Genomic DNA, 16182 nt, shown 5'->3' with positions numbered 1-16182 from the left:
GGCGGTGGTGGGACGGCCGGCCGCTCGGCCGGGTCGCCGGACGGCGGCCGGTGGTCGCTGTTCACGCGGTGCGTCCGGGGCGGCGGGCGTACCAGTGGCCGATCAGGAATTCCCCGCTGCGGGCGCCGTCGCACAGCGCACGTCCGCCGTCGGCCATCATGCCCAGCACGGGCTGCCGTTGCTCCGGCGGCGGCAGGAGGCCGAGCAGTTCCTCCAGCAGCACCCAGTTGGCCTCCCAGTCGCCGAGCGTGCGGGCGTCGCTGACGTGGATGTCGGTGAAACCGGCGGCCATCAGGTCTCGGTGGAGTTCGTCGAGGGTGCTCAGCGCGGCGACGCCATGGGCCCGGCAGATGGTTTCCACGACACGGCTCGTCCCGGCCGAGTCGGCGCGCACCCAGTCGTAGCCGCTCCACACGCCGCCCGGGTGCAGGACGCGCGCGACCTCGGCGTGGGCGCGAGCCTTGTCCGGCACGTGGCACAGGGCTTCGAAGCTGTAGGCGGCGGTGAAGGCGGCGCGGGTGAAGGGGAGGCGGGTCGCGTCGGCGACGTGGAAGGACACCCGGTCGTCCAGGCCCCGTTCCCGGGCGGCGCGCCGAGCCGCCCGGACGCGTCCGGGCACGAGGTCGACGCCGGTGACGCGGGCGCCGGTGCGGGCCGCCACGGTGCAGGCCGGGCCGCCCACTCCCGAGCCCACCTCGAGTACTCGGTCTCCGGCGGCGATGCCGGCCCGGTCGGCCAGGTCGTGTTCGAGCGCTGTGATCGCCTCGGCGCGGCTCTGGCCGCTCCGGTAGGGAGCGAAGTGCTGGGACGCCCCCCACGCCTGTTGGTAGATGTCACCGACCAACTGGTAGTACCGAGGGACCATGGTGGCGTACTCGGCATGGCGTCGTCGCGGGTCGACGACGAGTTCCTGGAACTGTGTCACCGACGGCGGTTCGGTCGTGGTCATGCTGTTCCTTCGGACGCGGCGCGGGCGGGAAAGGCGCGGGCGGGAAAGGCGCGGGGGGTTGCGGCCTGGAGGTAGCGGCCTACGGCCAGGGCGGGGAAGTAGGCGCGGTAGAGGCGGTAGTTGAGCATCATGGTGGTGAAGAAGACGCCGTTGACGTGGTCGCCGGGCCAGGTGCCGTCCGCCTGCTGATGGGTGCACAGCCAGCGCACGCCGCCCTCCACCGCGGTGTGGGCGGGGCCGAGGGTGTCGAGTCCGGCGAGGACGGCCCAGCTGGTCATCTCCGGCAGGCTGTGCTCCAGGGCGATGTAGCGGCGCTCCGGGCAGCCGCGCCAGTCCTCGCCCCAGCCGCCGTCCCGGAGCCGGGTGCGCTCCAGCCAGCCCCCCAGGGCCCGCAGGGCCGGGTCGTCGGATGCCAGCCCCGCGGAGCGCAAACCGCGGGCGGCCAGGAACGCGGCGTAGGTGTAGTTGATGCCCCAGGTGCCGGTGAAGGACCCGTCCCGGTTCTGTGCGCCGCGCAGGTAGGCGACGCCTCGCGCGATCGCCCGGTCGGCGCGGCGCCGGGCGGCCGGTCGCAGCAACGGGCGCATCCTGCTCAGGGCGTGCAGGACCGAGCCGGTGCAGTCCACGGACGAGGTGTCGACCATGCAGTTCGAGAACATCTCCGTCGGGTTGAGGATCTCCAGCCAGCCGCCGGCCCGTCCGCGGTCGAGGGTGGCGAAGCCGCCGTCGCGGTTCTGCCGCCGCAGGACGACTTCCAGCGCGTCGTGCAGAGCCGGGGAGGTGAAGCGCGGAGAAGGAACGGCGTCGTCGTTCCGCCGGTGTCCTTCGGTCCCGGCCTCGGCCGACAACAGGGCACCGACGGCTTCCGCGGTGCAGTCGGCGACGGGCCAGCGGCTGTGACCGTCGGAGAACGCCCAGCCGCCCCGGACCCGGCGTGCGGGCACGGTCGGTCCCGTCCAGGTCGTGATCTGCGCGGTGCGCAGGAAGTGGTGCGCCCGCCCGACGGCCCGGTCCAGCCGGTCGGGGGCCGTGGGCGAGCCCGACGCGAGCAGCGCCTCGATGGCGAAGGCGGTGTCCCATACGGTCGACCGGTCGCCGCAGATCCGCACGCCCCGCTCGCCGTCCGACCACCGCCAGTACTCAAGCCGTGCGACGGCTGCCCCCAGCAGGGGATGCCGCGCATCGTGTGCGAACAGCACCAGGCACTCCACCAGGGCGTTCACCGACGACAGACCGTGATGCGGGGAAGCGTGCTGCTCGTCGACGACGGCGCGGTGACACCGCTCCAGCGCCGCGCGCCGCACGCGGCGGCTGTGTACCCGCTCCCACCCGCGCAGGCAGCTCTGGAGAACCCGCAGCGCGGCGCTGCGTCCCACCGGCACGTCGGTCCCCGCCTCCGGCGCTCCCCCGGGCTCCTGACGGGGGAACAGCTCGGCGCGCAGTTCGTGGGCCAGCGGCCCCAGGTCGGCGCGGAACCGGGAGCCGTACAGGTAGGCCATGGCCTGGTACAGCATCCGTGTCCATCCCAGCATCCTGCTGGGGTGCAGCGGCACCCAGGTCGGAAGCAGCATCGCCTCCGGAGGCACCGGAGCGACGCGGCGGTAGGGGACAAGACCGAGGACCGCCAGCCAGAACACGCCCCACTGCGGCACCGCACGCACCCCGCCGGGCCGCGTCAGCAGCCAGCGTCTGGCGTCGGCGGCCAACGGTTCCCCGGGACCCACGCCCAGCAGGCGCAGCGCCAGATAGGCGAGTGTCGTGGCATAGGGGGACGGCGGGCCTTGCGGATGCATGCCCCAGCCGCCCGCCGCGGTGCGGGTGCGGGTGAAGTACCGGATCGCCCCTTGCCGCGTCGCCCCCTCCACGGGACGCCGCAGCACGTGCAGAACGATGACGTACTGGGAGAGCACCATGGTGCTCCACTCCATCTCGCCCTCCCACGAGCCGTCATCGCGTTGGAGGCCGAGCAGATGCTCACACGCCGCGTCGTAGGCGGCGGGTGCCTGCGAGCCGATGTCCAAGAGAGGTCCAAGAGGGGGGCCGGACAGTGATCAGACGGAAGAACGATCTTCTCTCGGCCGCGATACGGGCCGCGCCCCGGAAAAGAGCCGTATGCAGGGACGCTCCACGAAGGTGTGCAGCAGAAGTGAGGCGGGCAAGGTCGCCGCGAGAGCCGTGACAGCCACGGGCACGGCCGTCCATGTACCGCCCAGCCCGTGCTGCACGGCTGTCAGCACAGGGAGATGGAGCAGGTAGAAGGCGTAGGAGAGAGTGCCGAGGTACACCAGCAGCGGGGTGTGCGACCACCCCACCCGTTCTCGCGTGCTTGCGGCTGCCGCGGCTCGTACCAGGAGGGCGATGGGTACGAGTGTGACGGCTGCGGGCAGGAACGGGGCAGGCAGCACCTCGGGGCCCGTCAGCAGCACCGCTGCCAGCAGGCAGGACGGGGCGACGACGCCGGTACGGGGCGCCGGTGAGCGGCCGTGCATCCTGGCGAGGATCATGCCGAGGACGAATTCCGGCAGGCGCGTGGGCGGCAGTGAGTACACGACCCACATCTGCACCTCGGTGAGGTCCAGCGGGACCACCGACTGATCGATCCGCGGCCCGTCGAGTCCCAGGGCCAGGGCGGGAACGACACAGGCAACGGCCACGGTGCAGGCGGCCGCGTGCGGGAGCAGCCGTGTCGGGACGCGCGCGAGCCGTCGGAACAGCCGGGGAAAGAGCGCGTAGAACAGCAGTTCACAGGTGAGGGACCAGGTGACCAGGTTCCCGGCCGTGATGATCTGCGGCAGCGGAACGAGGGCGTTCAGCAGGGACGCGTTGGCGACGTCGCCCAGCGGCGGCGGGTCGGTCCCAAGACCGAGGTCGGGGCGCGGCATCCCCAGCACCCACACCCAGAGGATGAGGAGCGCCAGCACGACCAGGTGACTGGGGTAGATCTTCAGTACGCGCCGGCGCCAGAAGGCCCGGGAGGTGTCGGCCTCACGGGCCGACCAGGTGAGAACGAAACCGCTGAGGACGAAGAAGAGGGACAGACCGGCGGGGCCGAGAAGGAACAGGGCAGTGGGGGCGGCCCGTTCGTGCCGCAGGGAACCGAGGGTCACGGCGTGGCAGACGAACACCGCCAGGGCCGCCGGGAAGCGCAGGGCGGTCAGGGAGGGCAGCCGTGTGGCCGCCGTCTGCGCAGGGGGCACCGTGCTCCTTCTGGATCCGCGCACTGGTGGATCCACGTACGTGCTGTGAGGTGGACGGGCGCTTTTCCGCCATCATCACCGATGCCGTCGGCCAGGGAGGAAGGACACGTTCCGGGCGAGGAACGGCTACACGAACGTGACCACCCGGCCGGGCTCCGCATAGTGAACGTCGCACACCGGCCAACGGACCAATTCCGGCCAACTCCTGATGCGCTCCTGACAAGAACAGGGCTCCGGTGTCACTCTTCCCCTCGACCGCCGCACGGCTTTCAACAAGGCGACGGTTTCTCTTCACGCAATACCCGTTGTGCACCGCCCAGTTCTGCGTTCCGCCTTGCTCTGCCCGGACGGCGACCCAACCGCCCGGTAGCTCTGGCCGCGCATCCCCGCGGCCGCGCAGAAGGAGTCCGTGTTGAGAAACACCTCCCACAGACACACCCCCCGCACTCGTTCGGTCCGCACCCGTGCGACCGCCGCCGGTGCCCTCTCCGCCGTCGCCGCGCTCCTGGCCGTGGCAGTTCAGGCGGGCCCCGCCGCGGCCGATGACCCGGCCGCGAAGGCGAGCCCCGCGGCGGCCCAGAAGCTCGGCAAGGTCGACCCCGGCGCCCTGGCCGCGAAGCTCTCCCCCGCCCAGCGCGCGGAGCTCATCCGCGACGCCAACGCCACCAAGGCGGACACCGCCGAGGACCTGGGCCTCGGCGCCAAGGAGAAGCTGGTCGTCCGCGACGTCACGAAGGACCGTGACGGGACCGTCCACACCCGGTACGAGCGCACCTACGACGGCCTGCCCGTCCTCGGCGGCGACCTCGTGGTCGACACCGCGAAGTCCGGGAAGACCGAGGGCGTCACCAAGGCGGTGAAGGCGCAGCTCAAGGGCGTCGACACGAGCGCCGACATCAAGGCGTCGGCCGCCGAGAAGCAGGCGCTCGGCGCGGCGAAGGCCGAGGGTTCGAAGAAGACCGACGCGGACCGGGCGCCGCGCAAGGTCGTGTGGATGGCCAAGGGCACGCCGACCCTCGCGTACGAGACCGTGGTCGGCGGGTTGCAGCACGACGGCACGCCGAACGAGCTGCATGTCATCACGGACGCCGCCACCGGCAAGAAGCTCTTCCAGTGGCAGGGCATCGAGAACGGCACCGGCAACACGCAGTACAGCGGCCAGGTCACCCTGGGCACGGCCCAGTCGGGGTCGAACTACACGCTCACCGACACGGGCCGCGGTAGCCACAAGACGTACAACCTGAACCACGGCACGTCGGGCACCGGCACCCTCTTCACGGGTCCTGACGACGTCTGGGGCAACGGCCAGGCCTCCAACCTGGAGACCGCGGGCGCCGACGCGCACTACGGCGCGGCCCTGACGTGGGACTACTACAAGAACGTGCACGGCCGCAGCGGCATCCGCGGCGACGGGGTCGGCGCGTACTCCCGGGTCCACTACGGCAACAACTACGTCAACGCCTTCTGGTCGGACTCGTGCTTCTGCATGACGTACGGCGACGGCGCGGGCAACAACGCGCCGCTGACGTCCATCGACGTCGCGGCCCACGAGATGACGCACGGCGTCACCGCCGCGACCGGCAACATGACGTACAGCGGCGAGTCCGGCGGCCTGAACGAGGCCACGTCCGACATCTTCGCGGCGGCGGTGGAGTTCAACGCCAACAACGCCACGGACAAGGGCGACTACTACGTCGGCGAGAAGATCGACATCAACGGCGACGGCACCCCGCTGCGCTACATGGACAAGCCCTCCAAGGACGGCGGGTCCAAGGACTCCTGGTACTCGGGCATCGGCAACATCGACGTGCACTACTCGTCGGGTGTCGCCAACCACTTCTACTACCTGCTGAGCGAGGGCAGCGGCAAGAAGGAGATCAACGGCGTCCAGTACGACTCGCCGACCTCCGACGGCCTGCCGGTGACCGGCATCGGCCGCGACAAGGCCTCGCTGATCTGGTTCAAGGCGCTGACCACGAAGTTCACCACGACCACCAACTACGCGGCGGCCCGCACCGGGACGCTCGCGGCGGCCGGTGAGCTGTACGGCACCACCAGCAACGAGTACAAGGCCGTCGCCCACGCCTGGGCGGCCGTGAACGTCGGCAGCCGTCCGGGCGGCGAGGAGCCCCCCGGTACGTCCTTCGAGAACACCACGGACGTCGCCATTCCGGACGCCGGCGCCGCGGTGACCTCCTCCGTCAACGTCACCGGCCGCACCGGCAACGCGCCGAGCGCCCTCAAGGTCGGCGTCGACATCGTGCACACGTGGCGCGGTGACCTGAAGGTCGACCTGCTCGCCCCCGACGGGACGGTCTACCCGCTGAAGCCGTCCAGTTCCTCCGACTCGGCGGACAACGTCAAGGAGACGTACACGGTCAACGCCTCGTCCGAGGTGGCCAACGGCGCCTGGAAGCTGCGCGTCCAGGACGTGGCGCGGCAGGACACGGGCTACATCAACAGCTGGAAGGTCACCTTCCCGTAAGTCGATGTAAGCCCTTCGCCTTCGCAGACGGCGCCGCCCCGGGTGACTCAACTCCCCGGGGCGGCGCGCTTTTTGCTGCTCGGAGACAGTTCACACACTGTTCGCAATGCGTACTCCACCTCCCGCTCAACGAACTATTTCCGGCCAACCTGCGATCAAGGGATGACATGTACCTGGCTCGAATGACACTCTTCCCTCGCACGACACACGAGTCACACCCGCACCGCATCTTTCATGCCCGGACGGACACCCACACTGTCCGGGCCCCCCACAGAAGGAGCCTGCGTGACCCCCCACATATCCCGTAAGCGTTCGATGCTGGCGATCTCCACCGCGGTCGCCGCCGGAGCGCTGCTCGCCGCCGGCCTGACCACCGGCGCCTCCGCGCAGCCCGTCTCCGCGTCCGGCGCGCCCGTCAGCCTCTCGGCGACGGCCCGCGCGGACCTGCTGCAGGACGCGAGCGCGGACACGGCCGCCACCGCCGACAGGATCGGCCTCGGCGCCAAGGAGAAGCTGGTCGTCCGCGACGTCGTCAAGGACGCCGACGGCACGACCCACACCCGCTACGAGCGCACCTACGAGGGCCTGCCGGTCCTCGGCGGCGACCTCGTCGTGCACACCGCCAAGAGCGGCAAGGTGAAGAGCGTCACCAAGGCCACCAAGGCCACCGTGAAGGTCGCGTCGACCGACGCGAAGCTCGGCAAGTCCTCGGTCGCCAAGTCCGCCGAGTCGACCGCCGCCAAGGCCAAGACCACCAAGGCCGACGCGCAGTCGCCGCGCAAGGTGATCTGGGCCGCCGAGGGCAAGCCCGTCCTCGCGTACGAAACCGTCGTCACCGGCATGCAGAAGGACGGCACGCCGAGCAGACTGCACGTCATCACCGACGCCGCGACCGGCAAGAAGCTCTTCGAGCGTCAGGCCATCGAGAACGGCACCGGCAACGGCCAGTACAGCGGCAAGGTCGAGGTCGGCTCCAAGAAGGGCACAAGCGGCTTCGACCTGACCGACGACAGCCGCGGCGGCCACTCCACGTTCAACCTGGCGAACGGGGAGGGCGAGGGCAAGCTCTTCACGGACGACGACGACACGTGGGGCAACGGCAAGCCGGACGACGCCCAGACCGCCGCGGTCGACGCCGCGTACGGCGCCCAGGTCACGTGGGACTACTACAAGTCGGTCCACGGCCGCGAGGGCATCAAGGGCGACGGCAAGGGCGCGACCTCCCGCGTCCACTACGGCGACTCCTACGTCAACGCGTTCTGGGACGACAGCTGCTTCTGCATGACGTACGGCGACGGCGAGGGCAACAAGAAGCCCCTCACCTCCATCGACGTCGCCGCCCACGAGATGTCGCACGGCGTCACCTCGGCGACCGGCAACATGGAGTACAGCGGCGAGTCCGGCGGCCTGAACGAGGCCACCTCGGACATCTTCGGCGCCTCCGTCGAGTTCAACGCCAAGAACCCCGAGGACATCGGCGACTACCTCATCGGCGAAGAGATCGACATCAACGGCGACGGCTCCCCGCTGCGCTACATGGACAAGCCCTCCAAGGACGGCCAGTCCCTGGACAGCTGGAGCGCGGACGCGGGCAACGTCGACGTCCACTACTCCTCGGGCATCGCCAACCACTTCTTCTACCTGCTGTCCGAGGGCAGCGGCGCGAAGGAGATCAACGGCGTCAAGTACGACTCGCCGACCGCCGACGGCTCCAAGGTCGAGGGCATCGGCCGCGACAAGGCCGAGAAGATCTGGTTCAAGGCCCTGACGACGTACTTCACGTCGACGACCGACTACAAGGCGGCCCGCGAGGGCACCCTGAAGGCGGCGACGGACCTGTACGGCGCGGACTCGGCCGAGGCCAAGGCCGTGGGCGCGGCGTGGACGGGCGTCGCGGTCAAGTAGGCACCACCCCGTAACGGGCGGCACCCGGAGGTACCTTCCTCCCCCCGGGTGCCGCTTTTCCGTGTCCGCCCTTCATCCGCTCCTGATCTCGCGGCTGTTGGCCCGGTTCTTCGCGATGTTCCGTGTCTTCCTGGTGCGGGCCGACCCGGCGACGACGGCGAGCACCGCCAGTGACCTCGACCATGCGGCGAGGTGGCGCTGCATCCAGTCCGTGACCTCCGCCAGCTCGGCGGCCGTAGGCACGTGACCGTCCTCGGCGGACAGCCAGAACAGCCAGTCCTGGACGCGGCGGCGGATGAACTCGCGGAACGCCGCCACCCTGAGCCGGTCGATCTCCGGCAGCAGCCCGTCCGCCCACTGCCGGAACTCGTCAGGTCCTGTCGCCTCCCAGGCGATCTCGTCCACGAGGGCGACCACCGCCGTCTTGGCCCCGCTCTCGTCGGGGTCGCGCAGGATCGTGGCCACGACCGCGCGGTCCCGGTCGCGGTTCGGCGAGGACGCGGTCACCGAGACGACGCGCAGGTACACGGCCGTACGGGCGTGGTCGTCCGCGACGGCTTCGTCGACGTCCACGTCGACGATGCCGGCCTCCGCCAGCAACCCGGCCACATCGGTGCGCAATGTCATGTGCACCATCTTCCTGTCTCCGGCCCCTCTCACCGCATCAGAACGCCCGCCTCCTCCCCCGTAGCCTCGGAGGGCACCGCCACGAGCCCCAGCTCCGCGGCGCCACCGGACAGCAGCCGGTGCGCGGGGAGAATGCGCACCGTGTAGCCGAAGGGTCCCGTGCGGTCGAGCGCGAGCGGCCCCTCGTACACCCGTCGCCCCTCCACGTCGGGACCGCTGACCGGCTTCAGCGGCATCGGGGACGGGTCGGAGAGGTGGTCCTCCGGGTCGACGCGGCCCGCGACGGCCTGTACCTCGACGTCGTCCGGGGTCAGGTCGCCGAGGTGGACCCGCACCCGGAGGGAGAGCGTGGTGCCCAGTTCGGCGGTGGCGCCGCTCGCCGACGCCTCGACGTGGTCGACCGCGACGCGCGGCCAGGCCGCCCTGACCCGGGCCTTCCAGGCGGCGAGTTCGCCCGCCGCGGTGGCGTCCAGCGCACGGTGGGCGCGCGCGGCGGGCGCGTACAGCTGCTCCACGTACTCGCGCACCATGCGGCCCGCGAGGACCTTCGGGCCCAGCCGGGTCAGGGTCCTGCGGACCATCTCGATCCAGCGGTCGGGCAGGCCGCCGGGGCCCTGTTCGTAGAAGCGGGGCGCGATGCGGCGCTCCAGGAGGTCGTAGAGCGCGGCGGCCTCCAGGTCGTCGCGGCGGTCCTCGTCCGTGGCGGCGCCGTCCGCCGTGGGGATGGCCCAGCCGAAGTCCGGCTCGAACCATTCGTCCCACCAGCCGTCGAGGACCGAGAGGTTGAGGCAGCCGTTCAGGGCTGCCTTCATCCCGGACGTCCCGCACGCCTCCAGCGGCCGGAGCGGATTGTTCAGCCACACGTCGCAGCCCGGGTAGAGCTTCTGCGCCATCGCCATTCCGTAGTCCGGCAGGAACACGATGTGCCGCCGCACCCGCGGATCGTCGGTGAACCTGACCAGCTCCTGGATGAGCCGCTTGCCGCCGTCGTCCGCCGGGTGCGCCTTGCCCGCGACGACGATCTGCACGGGCCGCTCCGGGTGGCGGAGCAGCTCCATCAGCCGGTCGCGGTCGCGCAGCATCAGCGTGAGGCGTTTGTACGAGGGGACGCGGCGGGCGAAGCCGACGGTGAGGGCGCCCGGGTCGAGGACGCCGTCGATCCAGCCCAGTTCGGCCGTGGCGGCGCCGCGCTGGCGCCACGAGTCGTACAGGCGCCGCCTGACCTCGTCCACCAGCTGCTCGCGCAGGGTGCGGCGGAGCTCCCAGATGTCGGCGTCCTGGATGTCGGCGACCGCGTCCCACCGGTCGGAGCCGCCGACGGAGAGCGCGTCCTCGGTGCGCCGTTCGCCGATCTGCCGGGCGCCGAGCCGGAACACCTCGGGGGCCACCCAGGTCGGGGCGTGCACGCCGTTGGTGATGGAGGCGATCGGGACTTCCTGGGCGTCGAAGCCGGGCCACAGGCCCGCGAACATCTCGCGGCTCACCGAGCCGTGCAGGGTGCTGACGCCGTTGGCGCGGCTGCCGAGCCGCAGGCCCATCACCGCCATGTTGAAGAGGTTGGGCTCGCCTCCCGGGTACGTTTCCATGCCGAGCCGCAGGACGTCCCCCGCGTCGATGCGGGGCAGCTCGGCGCCGGGTCCGAAGTGGTGGGCGACCAGCTCGCGGTCGAAGCGGTCGATACCGGCGGGCACGGGCGTGTGCGTGGTGAAGACGGTCCCGGCGCGGACGCTTTCGAGCGCGGCATCGAAGCCGATGCCCTGGTGGGCGAGTTCGTGGATGCGTTCGAGGCCGAGGAATCCGGCGTGGCCCTCGTTCGTGTGGAAGACCTCGGGCTCGGGGTGGCCTGTCAGGCGGCAGTACGCGCGGACCGCCCGCACCCCGCCGATGCCGAGCAGCATCTCCTGGAGCAGCCGGTGCTCGCTGCCGCCGCCGTAGAGCCGGTCGGTGACGTCGCGCTCGCCGGGGTCGTTCTCCTCGACGTCGGAGTCGAGCAGGAGCAGCGGGACGCGGCCGACCTGCGCCTGCCAGACGTGGGCGCGCAGCGACCGGCCGCCGGGCAGCGCGAGCGCCACGATGGCGGGGGTGCCGTCGGTCTCGCGCAGCAGGACGAGGGGGAGCTCGTTGGGGTCGAGGACCGGGTAGTGCTCCTGCTGCCAGGCGTCGTGGGACAGCGACTGGCGGAAGTAGCCGTGCCGGTAGAGCAGTCCGACGCCGAGGAGCGGCACGCCGAGGTCGCTCGCGGCCTTCAGGTGGTCCCCGGCGAGGATGCCGAGGCCGCCGGAGTACTGCGGCAGGGCGGCCGTGATACCGAACTCGGGCGAGAAGTAGGCGACGGCGCGCGGCAGCCGGCCGTCGCCGCGGGCCTGCTCCTGGTACCAGCGCTCGCCCTCGACGTATTCGCGCAGGTCGTCGGCGGCCTCGTCGAGCCGCCGCAGGAAGTCGGCGTCGCCCGCGAGCTCGTCGAGCCGGGCGGGCGGCACCTCGCCGAGGAGCCGCACGGGATCGCAGCCGGACGCCTCCCACAGCCGTGGGTCGACGGAGGTGAACAGGTCACGGGTGCGCGGGTGCCAGGACCAGCGCAGGTTGCGGGCCAGCTCGGAGAGCCGGCCGAGAGGCTCGGGAAGGACGGGACGCACGGTGAACCGACGGATGGCCTTCACAGCGAACTCCACCTCTGAGGGGAATGCGGTACGAATCGACCTACGCGTCGACGGTAGCGGTGACCGGGCCCCGGCAACCACGGCGCGCGGGCGGGCGCGAAAGCGGTGGGTGGTGCCGAGGCCTGTGTCAGCTACTCCAGTGGAAGCCTCCGGGGAACGAGTCGGCGCCCGGGTCGAGGTCGCGGACGAACGCGGTCCAGGCGCCGTGCATCGCGTCGGCGAGGGCCTGGGGCGGGGCGGCCCCCGCGGCGGCGGTGACGCCTTCGGCGTGGAGCAGGTCGAAGGCGAAGGGCAGGTCGAGGCAGTGGAAGGCGAGCCCGTGCCGGGCGCCCGGTACGGGTGAGGGCCACACGAACTCGTAGAGCCAAGTGGGGTGCCCGCGTGCGGCGCGGGCCCGCGCCACCGCGAGGGCGGGGCGCCGGAAGACGAGGTCGGTCAGCTCCTGGCCGCCGAACTCGTCGAACTCGTGCCGGGTGTACCCGATGAGCAGCGGCACATCGGCCGCCAGGTCGCCGTCGGTGAGCTCGGTGCGGACCGGCCGGGGGACGAGCCGCCCGTCGGCGACCGGCCCGAGCAGCGGTCCTGGCAGCCGGTCCCTGTCCGGGCCCGGCGCGCTCAGCGCGTCCTGGAGTTCGAGGAGTCGCCCGTCGGACAGGTCACGGAGGGCCGCAGCCGTGGCGGGCAGGCCCGTGCGCCCGGTGAACAGCTCGGCCACGGCCGGGCCGACCCGGCGCTCCTGCGGCTCGATGAGCGAGCCGGACATGGATATCGCCGCGCGGAACAGACCGCGGGCGGCCGGCGTCGCGAGCAGCGTCTGGACGGCGCCGCCGCCCGCCGACTGCCCGGCGACCGTCACCTTGGCGGGATCGCCGCCGAATCCCGCGATGTTGTCGCGCACCCATTCCAGGGCGGCGATCCAGTCGCGTACGCCGCGGTTGTCCGGCGCATCGCGCAGGTGCAGGAAGCCCTCGATGCCGAGCCGGTAGCCGACCGACACGAGGACGACGCCGTCCCTGTTGAACGCGGTCCCGTCGTACCAGGGGCTCGCCGCGGACCCCGCGACGTAGCCGCCGCCGTGGATCCAGAACAGGACGGGCAGCGCCGCCTCCGGGTCCGGGCCGGGCGTGAAGACGTTCAGGTTGAGAATGCCCGCGCCGGGGACCGACGGCTCCGGAATGGTGGCCCCGTCGCCGAAGCCGCGGCGTTGCGCGGTCGGCCCGTACGCGGTGGCGTCCAGTGGCGCGGTCCACGGGTCCGGCAGGACGGGTGCCGCGAAGCGGAGGTCGCCGACGGGCGGTGCGGCGTAGGGGATGCCCAGGAACCGGGTCCCGGTGGCCCGCCGCTCGCCGCGGACGGGGCCGTGCGCTGTCATGACGGTCGGGTGCGGGCGGTCTGCGTCGGCGGCCATGCCGCCACTCGACACCACATTCGATCCGTGGGGCAACGCCCGCGACGCTCCGGCCGCCCCACCGCACTGGCTGTAACCTGCAACCTGCCGTGCGGGCACGGCACTTGACGGGCGAAGAGCCGGACAAAAGCCGGACAAAAGCTGGACAACAGCGGCAACGGGGGCAGGCGGATGATCGGGCAGCTGCGGGAGTCGTCCCCGCCGCGCATAGGGCCGTACGAGACGCTGGCGCGGCTCGGCGCGGGCGGCATGGGCGAGGTGTTCCTCGCGGTGCCGGGACCGCACGAACCTGGCCACTCCTACGACCTGGGCCACCCCTACGACCCGGACGCGCTCGTCGCCGTGAAGGCCATCCGCAAGGACATCGCGGGCGACGCGGCGTTCCGCGCCCGGTTCCGGCGCGAGATATCCGTCGCGACGTCCGTGGAGAGCCCGCACGTGGCCCGGCTGGTCGCGGGCGACGCGGACGCCGACCAGCCGTGGCTCGCCACGGAGTACGTCGCCGGGCCCGACCTCGCCGAAGCGGTACGACGTCACGGCCCGCTGCCCGCCGCCTCCGTCGCCGTGCTCGGCGCGGGGATCGCCCGCGCGCTGACCGCGGTGCACGCGGCCGGCGCCCTGCACCGCGACCTCAAGCCCGCGAACGTCCTGCTCGGCGCGGACGGCCCCAAGCTCATCGACTTCGGGGTGGCGCGGGCGCTCGGCGCGACCACGATGACCTCGACCGGCCTGCTCGTCGGCACGCCCGGCTTCATGTCCCCCGAGCACGTCGCGGGCGGCCGCCATGTGGTGTCCGCCTCCGACGTGTTCTGCCTGGCGTCGGTCCTCGCGTACGCGGCGACGGGCGAGGACCCGTTCGGTGACGGCCCGGTGGCGGCGGTCCTGTACCGCGTGGCGCGGGCGGAGGCACGGCTGGACGGCGTGCCGGAGGAGTTGCGTGAGCTGCTCGCCGCGTGTCTGTCGCGCGAGCCCGGGGAGCGGCCGGGGGCGGAGGACGTGGCGGCGGGTCTTGAGGCGTTGCGGGGGGAGGCGGGTGAGGGCGGAGTCGGCTGGCCCGGTGGCGTTCTCGGCGGCATCGCCGACATCCGGCGTGACGTCGAGCAGTTGTGTGCTTCGGGGCGGCCGCTGCTGCCTCTGCCGCCGGTGCCCGACGGTCCCGCCCACCTCGCGACGCAGACCCCCACGCGTACCCCCACGGCGCTGAGCACGCCCGCGCCGGGGCCCGCGCCGGGGCCGGGGCCCGCGGCGGGGCCGGGGCCCGCGGCGGGGCCGACCGGGCTGCCCGTCCACGGGCTGCCCACCATGAGCTCCGCGGCGCCCCGGCGCGGGACCGGGCGTCGCGGTGCCGTTCTCACCGTGGCCGCCGTGGCCGTGGTGGGCGCCGTCGTGGGCGGGGTGCTCGCCGTGCTGGGGCCCGACTCCGGCGCCGACTCCGGTTCGGATTCCGGTTCCGGTTCCAGTTCCGGTTCTGGATCCGGCTCCGGCGTCGACGCGGGCGGTGGCGCCCCCGGCGGGTCCGCGAAGCCGGGCCGCCTCTCCCCCGCTCGGCTCATCGCCACCGCCGGAGTCGACGCGGGCGGCACCGACGACCGCAGCGGTCAGGTCCCGCAGTACGCGGCGCAGCGCCCCAAGGGCTGGAAGCCGTGGCGTGCCGAGTTCGGGCACGCGACGATGAGTTGCTCGGCGGACACCGAGGCGGTCGTGTGTCTGCTGACCAACGGCACGTACGAGGCGCGCAGCACCGCCGACGGGCACCGGCTGTGGACCTCCGACGGCCGCGACGCGCAGGACGGCGGCGTGGACGGCGAGGCGTACATCAGTCCGTCCGGGGCGTTCTTCATGCCGGGCGACGAACAGGCGCCGACCGTGCGCGGCGGGACAGCCGTCATCGCGTACAAGGGCCGCGTGCAGGTACGTGACTCGAAGACCGGCGACGTGCGGTGGACGGCGAGCGCCCCGGCGGGCAAGCAGGCCACGTCCGCCCTGCTCACCGACGACCACCTGATCGTCTCCTCCGAAGGCACGATCGACGGCACGGACGGGCCGACGGGCGCCACGGTGCAGGCGTTCCCCGTCGAGCGCGGCGGCACCCCCGTGTGGACGTACACCCTCAGTGAGAAGACGCTCTCCAAGGCGGAGGAGGGCGGCTACACCGCCGTACTCGTCCACGACGGCCTGGTCTACGCCGACTCCCGGGACGGCGTCGTCGCGATCGACGAGAAGAAGGGCGACCGCGTGGGCGGCGCCTTCGACGACGCCCAGTGCCGCTCCCTCATGGCCGACACCCGCGGAACCGCGGACAGGGACGACGACCAGCTCCTCTGCACCCACGTGCTCAACGGCACCGGCGACATCGACGACCCGACCGCCGACCCGCAGACCCGCGTCACCCGCCTGGACGCCCGCACGCTCGCCCCCGAAGGCAACTTCGGCTTCAAGGCCCCTCCGACGGGGCCGGACGGACACCCCGCCCCGGACATCACGGTGAGCGCGGTGTCGCCCGGCGCGGCCGTCGCGTACGACACGGCAGGCGAGAAGCTGCTCGTCGCCGACGCGAAGAACGGCAGGATCATTCGCCGCGAGCCGATCTCCGTGGTCGACCACACCGTCGAGCGGCCCGTGTCCTCCGGCGCGCTCCTCATCGGCGACCGCGCCCTGACCGCCGACAACACCACGCTGCGGACGGTGCCGCTGACGGCTGCGGGCGAGGTCCGCTCCATGCGGGTCCCCGGCGCCCCGGGCAACCGCGTCACGAAGCCGCCGGAGGACCAGGGCACGGTGGTCGCCGACCAGCCGAAGCCGCCGACCGTCCTGCCGTTGGGCGGGGTCGCGACGATCGTGTACGACCAGGGGACGGTCGTGTCGGTCGAGCTGCCTTCCTGAGTTCCCCGGCCTGTCCGCCTCGTTCCCCAGCCTGTCCGCCTCGTTCCCCGGCCTGCACCGCCTCTCCC

The 16182-nt window shown here is 72.3% G+C and carries 9 protein-coding genes; 3 read left to right on the top strand and 6 right to left on the bottom strand.

Annotated features, from left to right (window positions below; all coding sequences use genetic code 11):
• Positions 1 to 61 precede the first annotated feature (61 nt).
• The 3 genes from NOO62_RS27815 to NOO62_RS27805 are packed head-to-tail and all read right to left on the bottom strand — an operon-like array spanning position 62 to position 4146.
• A complete protein-coding gene (locus NOO62_RS27815; protein WP_268773561.1) occupies positions 62 to 949 on the bottom strand; it encodes an SAM-dependent methyltransferase in 888 nt (295 codons plus the stop codon).
• Positions 946 to 2970 carry a prenyltransferase/squalene oxidase repeat-containing protein gene (locus tag NOO62_RS27810; protein ID WP_268773560.1) on the bottom strand — a complete coding sequence of 675 codons (2025 nt, stop codon included), beginning with the start codon at positions 2968 to 2970 and terminating at the stop codon, positions 946 to 948. The genes NOO62_RS27815 and NOO62_RS27810 overlap by 4 nt, the downstream gene beginning before the upstream one ends.
• A gap of 30 nt (positions 2971 to 3000) precedes the next feature.
• On the bottom strand, positions 3001 to 4146 hold the full coding sequence (locus tag NOO62_RS27805; protein WP_268773559.1) for an acyltransferase family protein: 1146 nt from the start codon (positions 4144 to 4146) through the stop codon (positions 3001 to 3003).
• Positions 4147 to 4555: 409 nt separating this feature from the next.
• On the opposite strand from NOO62_RS27805, the gene NOO62_RS27800 reads away from it, so the two are divergent.
• A complete protein-coding gene (locus NOO62_RS27800) occupies positions 4556 to 6631 on the top strand; it encodes a M4 family metallopeptidase (RefSeq protein WP_414930896.1) in 2076 nt (691 codons plus the stop codon).
• 285 nt (positions 6632 to 6916) lie between these two features.
• Positions 6917 to 8536 (top strand): M4 family metallopeptidase, encoded by a 1620-nt coding sequence (locus NOO62_RS27795; RefSeq protein ID WP_268773557.1) that lies wholly within the window; start codon positions 6917 to 6919, stop codon positions 8534 to 8536.
• Between the two features lie 72 nt (positions 8537 to 8608).
• On the opposite strand, the gene NOO62_RS27790 is transcribed toward NOO62_RS27795, so the two are convergent.
• The 3 genes from NOO62_RS27790 to NOO62_RS27780 all read right to left on the bottom strand — a co-directional run bounded on the left by NOO62_RS27790 (position 8609) and on the right by NOO62_RS27780 (position 13231).
• Complete coding sequence (locus tag NOO62_RS27790) at positions 8609 to 9163, bottom strand: hypothetical protein (RefSeq protein WP_268773556.1); 555 nt, start codon at positions 9161 to 9163, stop codon at positions 8609 to 8611.
• A gap of 29 nt (positions 9164 to 9192) precedes the next feature.
• A complete protein-coding gene (gene glgP, locus NOO62_RS27785) occupies positions 9193 to 11823 on the bottom strand; it encodes an alpha-glucan family phosphorylase (RefSeq protein ID WP_268773555.1) in 2631 nt (876 codons plus the stop codon).
• A gap of 127 nt (positions 11824 to 11950) precedes the next feature.
• Positions 11951 to 13231, bottom strand: a complete 1281-nt coding sequence (locus NOO62_RS27780; RefSeq protein WP_268773554.1) for a carboxylesterase/lipase family protein — start codon at positions 13229 to 13231, stop codon at positions 11951 to 11953.
• Between the two features lie 171 nt (positions 13232 to 13402).
• Here NOO62_RS27780 and NOO62_RS27775 point away from each other — a divergent pair, with 171 nt between their 5' ends.
• Positions 13403 to 16114, top strand: coding sequence for a protein kinase domain-containing protein (locus NOO62_RS27775; protein ID WP_268773553.1), 2712 nt, complete (start codon positions 13403 to 13405; stop codon positions 16112 to 16114).
• Positions 16115 to 16182 lie beyond the last annotated feature (68 nt).

Source organism: Streptomyces sp. Je 1-369 (assembly GCF_026810505.1).
In the GTDB taxonomy this organism is placed as follows: domain Bacteria; phylum Actinomycetota; class Actinomycetes; order Streptomycetales; family Streptomycetaceae; genus Streptomyces.
Note: the sequence above shows the minus strand (reverse complement) of the source record. Positions and strands in the feature narration are given on the sequence as shown.

What these genes read in the sequence shown, in the direction of transcription:
- NOO62_RS27815 (WP_268773561.1), bottom strand. Translation starts at nt 949, where the DNA reads ATGACCACGACCGAACCGCCGTCGGTGACACAGTTCCAGGAACTCGTC.
- NOO62_RS27790 (WP_268773556.1), bottom strand. Translation starts at nt 9,163, where the DNA reads ATGACATTGCGCACCGATGTGGCCGGGTTGCTGGCGGAGGCCGGCATC.
- NOO62_RS27780 (WP_268773554.1), bottom strand. Translation starts at nt 13,231, where the DNA reads ATGGCCGCCGACGCAGACCGCCCGCACCCGACCGTCATGACAGCGCAC.
- NOO62_RS27775 (WP_268773553.1), top strand. Translation starts at nt 13,403, where the DNA reads ATGATCGGGCAGCTGCGGGAGTCGTCCCCGCCGCGCATAGGGCCGTAC.